The organism is Mesorhizobium sp. M7A.F.Ca.CA.004.06.1.1 (assembly GCF_003999135.1).
Lineage (GTDB): Bacteria > Pseudomonadota > Alphaproteobacteria > Rhizobiales > Rhizobiaceae > Mesorhizobium.
The window spans coordinates 1-6,026 of the sequence record NZ_RZPQ01000347.1 but is presented as its reverse complement, the minus strand read 5'-3'; the positions used below and the strand labels follow the sequence as shown (position 1 = coordinate 6,026).

The 6,026-nt window shown below is 63.4% G+C and carries 5 protein-coding genes, 2 tRNA genes and 1 pseudogene; all 8 read right to left on the bottom strand.

Annotation, left to right across the window (positions count from 1 at the left end):
- The coding region (locus EN906_RS19955; RefSeq protein WP_127375323.1) for a beta-ketoacyl synthase N-terminal-like domain-containing protein at positions 1–894 on the bottom strand (894 nt) is incomplete at its 3' end.
- 51 nt (positions 895–945) lie between these two features.
- Positions 946–2,136 (bottom strand): beta-ketoacyl-ACP synthase, encoded by a 1,191-nt coding sequence (locus tag EN906_RS19950; RefSeq protein ID WP_127267432.1) that lies wholly within the window; start codon positions 2,134–2,136, stop codon positions 946–948.
- A 56-nt stretch (positions 2,137–2,192) separates the two neighbouring features.
- Positions 2,193–2,474: an acyl carrier protein gene (locus EN906_RS19945; protein WP_010909964.1), complete on the bottom strand. Its 282-nt coding sequence runs from the start codon at positions 2,472–2,474 to the stop codon at positions 2,193–2,195.
- A 232-nt stretch (positions 2,475–2,706) separates the two neighbouring features.
- The gene (locus EN906_RS19940) at positions 2,707–3,849 is read right to left on the bottom strand and encodes a slipin family protein (protein WP_023812260.1); all 1,143 of its coding nucleotides are present in this window, start codon (positions 3,847–3,849) and stop codon (positions 2,707–2,709) included.
- Between the two features lie 352 nt (positions 3,850–4,201).
- A tRNA-Asn gene (locus EN906_RS19935) sits at positions 4,202–4,271 on the bottom strand.
- 2 nt (positions 4,272–4,273) lie between these two features.
- A tRNA-OTHER gene (locus EN906_RS19930) sits at positions 4,274–4,347 on the bottom strand.
- 229 nt (positions 4,348–4,576) lie between these two features.
- Entirely contained in the window at positions 4,577–5,125 is a 549-nt protein-coding gene (locus tag EN906_RS19925) for a histidine phosphatase family protein (protein WP_127267431.1), read from the bottom strand.
- Between the two features lie 103 nt (positions 5,126–5,228).
- A pseudogene (locus EN906_RS19920) lies at positions 5,229–6,026 on the bottom strand (tetratricopeptide repeat protein); the annotation flags it as partial.

The following is a 6,026-nucleotide window of genomic DNA, read 5'->3' as shown; positions in this document are numbered from 1 at the left end:
GGCTAGCACAGCACGAACCGCCGCGATCGCCGGCGAAGCGTCCGGCTTCGAGCGGGTGCGGTGGAAATCGTCCGCCTTTTCGCCGCAGCCGCGCAGGATGCCAAGAATCGTGGCGCCGCGCGCGAGTGCGGTTTCCAGTGATTCCAGTACCAGCGCGCCCGAACCCTCGGCGAGGACAAAGCCGTCGCGGTCCTTGGAGAAAGGTTTTGACGCCTTTTCGGGAATGTCGTTGTGGGTCGACAGCGCGGACAGCAGCGAAAAGCGGATCAGCGCCTCGGCGGTCGCCGAACCGTCGGCGCCGATCGACAGCGCGCGGTCGCATTCGCCGCGGCGGATCGCCTCGACGCCGAGCTGGATGGCGGCGGCGCCGGAAGCGCAGGCGGTCGACAGCGTGATCGGCAGCCCGCGGGTGCCGAAACGGTCGGCAAGCCGGCCGGCGATCGAGCCGAACTGCGTGGTCTCGAAAAAGCCGAGTTCTTTCAATCCGCGCGCCACCCGCAGCAGCCGTTCGCCGCCGGAGTCCAAATCCTTGGCAGTGCAGAGCGCGAAGCGGTCGTGCCAGTCGAGTTCGACCGGCGGTGAAGCGAGGAAGAGAGGACCACCAAAATCACCGGAATCGAGGCCGGACTCGGCCACGGCCTCACGCGCGGCGGTTTCCGCCAGTTCATAGGTGAGATGGCTGGAGCCCTTCGAGCTCGACGGCAGGAAGTCGACCATGCCGGAGATGCGGGTGTTGAGATGATCGACCGGAAAACGGGTAATCGGGTGGATGCCCGACTTGCCCGAGGTCAGCGCCGCCCAATTATCGGCCTTGCCGACGCCAAGCGAGGTCACCACGCCGATGCCGGTGACGGCAACGATCGGCCTGCCCATATGATCGTTCAGATTGGCCATGCGGTAGCCCTCGATCGTCTATCGTTGCGGCATGGATCGTGGACCACCGCCTCAGGCGGCGTTGACGAGCGCCATGCCCTCGAATTGGTGATAGCCGATCGCCGTTGCAAGGACGGTTGCGGGAACCCCTTCGAACGGCTTCTCGGCTGCGGCATCAAAAACAGGGTAGGCGGCCTTGCGATCGACGGCCAGCGCCGCCAGTGCCACAGCGAAGGGAAACTGTGCTTCCTTCATGTGTCCGGTCAGCGTCGAGAAACCGCGCGCGGCAATCGCCGGATTGGCATCGAGCGCGGCTTTCTCGGCGATGGTTGCCGTATGGGCGCCCGACGCGCCCGACATGGCCAGCAATTTGCCGTTCGGCATTGCAGCCTGCTTGAGCAGGGCGGCGATCTGGGCGTCGAGTTCTCCCCGTGGGCGCCTGGCGCGGCCGGAGACGACCGGCCCAAGCTCGGCATAGATCTTGCGGCCGCGGCTTATCGCGTGTTCGCGCTGCTCCAGTACCAGGAAGGCACCGCCGGATCCAGTCACGACGCCGCCGCCCTCAGCCCCCTGTCTTTGCCAGACCGGCTTCCACTGGCCGCGATGCAGATAGCCGGCGAGTTCATAGCCGAGCAGCATGTCGGAATGTTCGGTCTGGAAGGCGCCGCCGACCAGGATGTGCGTCGACTGGCCGGAGCGGATGCGCGCGGCTGCTGTCTCGACGGCGGCGACACCGGCACCTTCCTCGCCCATGAAGGTTCTGGATGAGCCGGTCACCTTGTGGACGATGGAGATGTTGCCGGCGAGCAGATTGGAAAGCTGCGCCAGGAACAGTGTCGGCCGCAATTCGGTGGTCAATTTCTCGTTGATCAGCACATCGCGGTCGTTGCGGCTTTCCGACGCGGCGAGAATGGCGGCATCGACCGCCTCGTCGCGTTCGCCGCCGCCCGCGGCCACGACCATGTCCATGGTCGTGCAGAGTTCGTCATTGCCCTTGATGCCGGCGTCGTCCAGCGCCAGGCCTGCGGCATAGGTGCCGAGCCTCTGCCAGGTTTCCATCTGGCGCTGATCGCCACGTTTGGCGATCTGCAGGTTCCAGTCGATCTCCGGCAATGGATGAACGGTATAGGGTGCAAAGCGCGCCGCTTCGAGCACCGGTTCCAGCCCCGGCTGCACGAGCTTTTGCCAATGGGCGTCCGGACCTTCCCCCAGCGAGGAGACAAGGCCGATACCTGATATGACGACGTCGCGGGGGCTGCTCATGTGCGGCTTTGTGGGTCAGGCGGCAGAGCGCGTCAAGATCGAACGCTCAACCGATGTCAGGCGGTCTTGGCGGCAACCAGCGCGTCGATCTTGGCGCACAGGTTCTTCATGACGAAGTAATCGTCCGTCGAAGCCTTGCCGTCATTGACCTCCTGGGTCCACTTTTCCAGTGGCACCTTGATGCCGAATTCCTTGTCGATGGCAAAGACGATGTCGAGGAAATCGAGGCTGTCGATGCCGAGATCGTCGATCGTGTGGCTCTCGGGCGTAATCGTGTCGATATCGATCTCGCTGGTGTCGGCAATGATCTTGGCGACTTTGTCGAACGTGGTGGACAAGGGCTTTTCCTTCGGTTGCGGGCGGAATCTGTCCGCATCTTGTTTGGGCGCTGTCTAATCGGTTTTTCCCGGCAGGAAAAGGCCTGATGCGCCGGGCGCAGATGGGTAGGGCATCCAGGAAACGCAAGAAGGGCCGCCGGTTTACCCGGCGGCCCTTCTGTTGACGTCACGTCAGCCTTTGTTTCGATGCAGGTCGTTTTTCCAAAACCGGAACCACTTTGGGCGACATGCATCAGCTGTCGCGGAGCTTGACCAGATCGTTCAGCAGCCCGCCGGTTCCGTTGTGGACGGTCAGCCGCTCGACCTTGCCGGCGATGGTTTCCAGAGCCTCGAGCTCCTTCAACCGCAGCATCACCGGGTTTTCCGCCATCACCCTGGCCGTGTTGAGGAGGGAACGCGTCGCGTTCGTCTCCTCGCGGCGACGGATGATGTTGGCCTCGGCCTGCTTTTCGGCCGACACCACCTGGTTGAGGATCTCGCGCATCTCGCCCGGCAGGATGACATCCTTGAGCGCGATATCGCTGACCTCCACCCCGATCTCGGCCATATCGGCGCGGACCTTGCCAGCGGCCTCTTCGTCGATCGTCACCTTCTTTTCAAGGATCTGATCGAGTGTCAGCGCGCCAAGGGTCTTGCGGAAGGCGTACTGCAGGGCGCGGTAAAGGGCTTCGGAGAAGTCCTTCACCATGCTCACCGCCTTGACAGGATCGACGACCCGGTATTCGGCCGCGATGTTGACGCGGATCGTCACGCGATCCTTGGTCAGCACTTCCTGCCCGGCAACGTCGAGCGACTGGCGCTTGAGGTCGACGACCTTGATCTGCACCATGCGTCCGACGTTCCAGAAGCCATGCACGCCCGCCGTCAGCGTCCTGACCAGAACACCGTCGATGAACAGCAGTCCGGCCTGACCGTCGACGACCGGATGGACGGACATCAATTCCGCCTTCCGGGCCTGGCCGAGCCGGCGCATGACCGCCGCATCGATGGCGAGATCGACTGATGTGTCGATCAGCGTCACCTTCCACGGGCCGGCATCCGTCCACAGCACCAGCTTGCGGTCCGGCGCCAGCACGGCGTGCAGATTGCCGTCGCGCTCGATGATGGCGACATCCGTGCGCCCGGTGCGAACGACGGTGAAATGACGCGCGGCCACATCCGGGAGCTTGTCGAACAACGCCTTCTCGTATGCCGAAACGAATTCCGGGTTCTTCAGATCGTGCCGGGACACTTCGAGGCTGCCGCGCCGGTTGGCGAGCCAGTGCTCGCCCGGCAGCAGGACAGTCTTGATTTCCCCCTTGTGGAGGGTGAGGGCACGTTCGTTTTCCTTTACGAGGACGCGCTCGCGCCCAAGAACCTTGTCGAGAATTGTCATTGTCTTACTCCTGTCGGGCATGGCCCCATGCGAGGCGTCAAGTCATGCGTCGATCGTTCCTTTCGTTTCTCGTTTCACGTCGTCTCTTGCGTCACAGCCCGGGCACGAATGATCCGGGGACTGGTGGCATCAATCCGTGGCGGGCCTTCGGGAGCGGATCGCGGGGCAGTGAAGCGGGCGCCGGAGGCCTTGGCCTCCCTTGCCGGCGACGCTGCGCCTTGATCGTCACCGCGGGCCTGGCCGCGAGCCGATGGCGAAAGACGCTTGGGATGATCCGCGCCCGAGGGCTTGGGCCATCCGTCCAGTCTTTCGCATTCCAGTCCCCGGACCGTTTTTCGGATGGCTTTTCAGGCCAATGGAGAAGGAATCGAACCTTCGACAGTCAGATTAACAATCTGATGCTCTAACCAAACTGAGCTATCCGTGGTGCAGATGAAGGGAATTGAACCCCCGACCTCCGGACCCAAATCCGGCGCTCTCCCGCTGAGCTACATCCGCGATCCCAATCCCCAAAGCAGCGCCGTATACAGGGCGGCAAAGCCGCCTGCACGGGCGGAGGCGAAAGCTCCAACCGTTGTGCTCACTTCGGTTCTCGTGACCGGGAGCGCGCCTATAGCCCCTGCGACGGGTTGTCGCAAGCGGCATTGTCGTGGCGGATTTGCGGCTTCTTGCGGCGGTGGCATTTAGGCAACACCGCTTTCGACGTCAGCGATCGCGCGCAGGGCGCTCAGAAGGTGACGCGGCCGAGCACGCGCAGGCCATCGCCCTGCGGCTCCACGACCACGGCCTCGCCTTCGCGCGGTGAGATGCCGGTCAGCGCCACGATGTCTTCCAGATGGGTAACCATGACCAGATTGTCGGAGCCGGAATAGGCGCGGATTTCTTTGAGGATCGCCGCGATCTGCGCGGCTTTCTGCGCCTCGTCGCCCTTCAGGAGATCGAGCGGAGCAAACAGCTCCGGCTCGGCCTCGAAGGCGATGCGGGCAGTGTCGAGGCAGCGGCAATAGCGGCTGGACAGCACACGCTCGATCGGTGCCGCACGGGCGGCAAACAGAGCGCCGATCTTGCTCGCCTGCTGCTTGCCACGCGCCGACAGGTTCATCTGGGTGGCACAACTGTCGATGTCGAAATTGGCCGGGTCGGTGGTGCCGGTGACCATGGCATGGCGCAGCAGCACGACATGTCCGCCATCGCGCAGCAGCGCCCAGCCTGCATCCGTGGCGTGGGCTACGCCGGGAATAAGAAACAGGAACAACGCCAAGGCAAATCGAATCATCCGCTATCCTTCTCCGGTTCCCGGCAATGGGTTCCGGTGACGGGACATATAGGGACGGTAAAGCCAGCCGAAAGACAAGGCGCGGTCGGCGGGATGCGTAGACCTACTTCTTCGCCATCTGCTTCTTCACCAGATCGATCTTCTGGTCGGTGAGCGGGATGGGGATCGTGTAGCCGGCTTCGGTAAAGCCCTGCTTGGCGTTCTCGAAGAATTCGATCGCCTTTTGATATTCGGCCTTGCCCCCGCCATAGCTGGCTCGGTTCCAGCTGACGTCACCGAGATTGTTCTGCGCGAAGGCCCATTGCATGGGCAGGCCTTCCCTCGAGAATACCTTCAGCGTCGCCGTGAAGGCGGCCTCGGCGTCACCGAGATATTTGCCGGTGCGTTCGAGATTTCCGAGGTTGAGCAGGCTCATGCCGATGCCGTTCTGGGCGTTGGCCCAGTCGACCGGTGCCGCGTCGACGGTGAGTACTTCGAGGGCTGCCCGGCGGGCCGCTATGGACTCAAGCAGGGTCCTGGAGTCGGCATTGCTCATGCTCAGCCAGTGCAGCGTCGAGCCGAGGCCGGCCTGGGCTAGCGCCCATTGGCGGGGATTCGTCTCGCGCTTGTACTCGCGCAACGCATCGCGGTAGGCGGCAATGGCTTCACCATAATGTTCCGGCTTGTCGGTCACGCCGCCCAGAAGCTGCAGCGTGTTGCCGAGATTGTAGTGGCTCATTGCCCAATCGCGAGGGAATTTCCGTCTGACATAGACCTGCCGGGTCGCCCGGAAGGCGCTCGCCGACTGCTCCAGCTTGGCCGCGTCGCGGGTGCGCTGGCCAAGCGTCTGGTAGATCGAACCGAGATTGTTCTGCGCCGACGCCCAGTCCATCGGGAAACGCTGCCGGGTAAAGACCGTCAG

Coding starts and splice junctions, on each gene's coding strand:
- EN906_RS19925 (WP_127267431.1), bottom strand. CDS start 5,125: ATGATTCGATTTGCCTTGGCGTTGTTCCTGTTTCTTATTCCCGGCGTA.
- EN906_RS19940 (WP_023812260.1), bottom strand. CDS start 3,849: ATGACAATTCTCGACAAGGTTCTTGGGCGCGAGCGCGTCCTCGTAAAG.
- EN906_RS19950 (WP_127267432.1), bottom strand. CDS start 2,136: ATGAGCAGCCCCCGCGACGTCGTCATATCAGGTATCGGCCTTGTCTCC.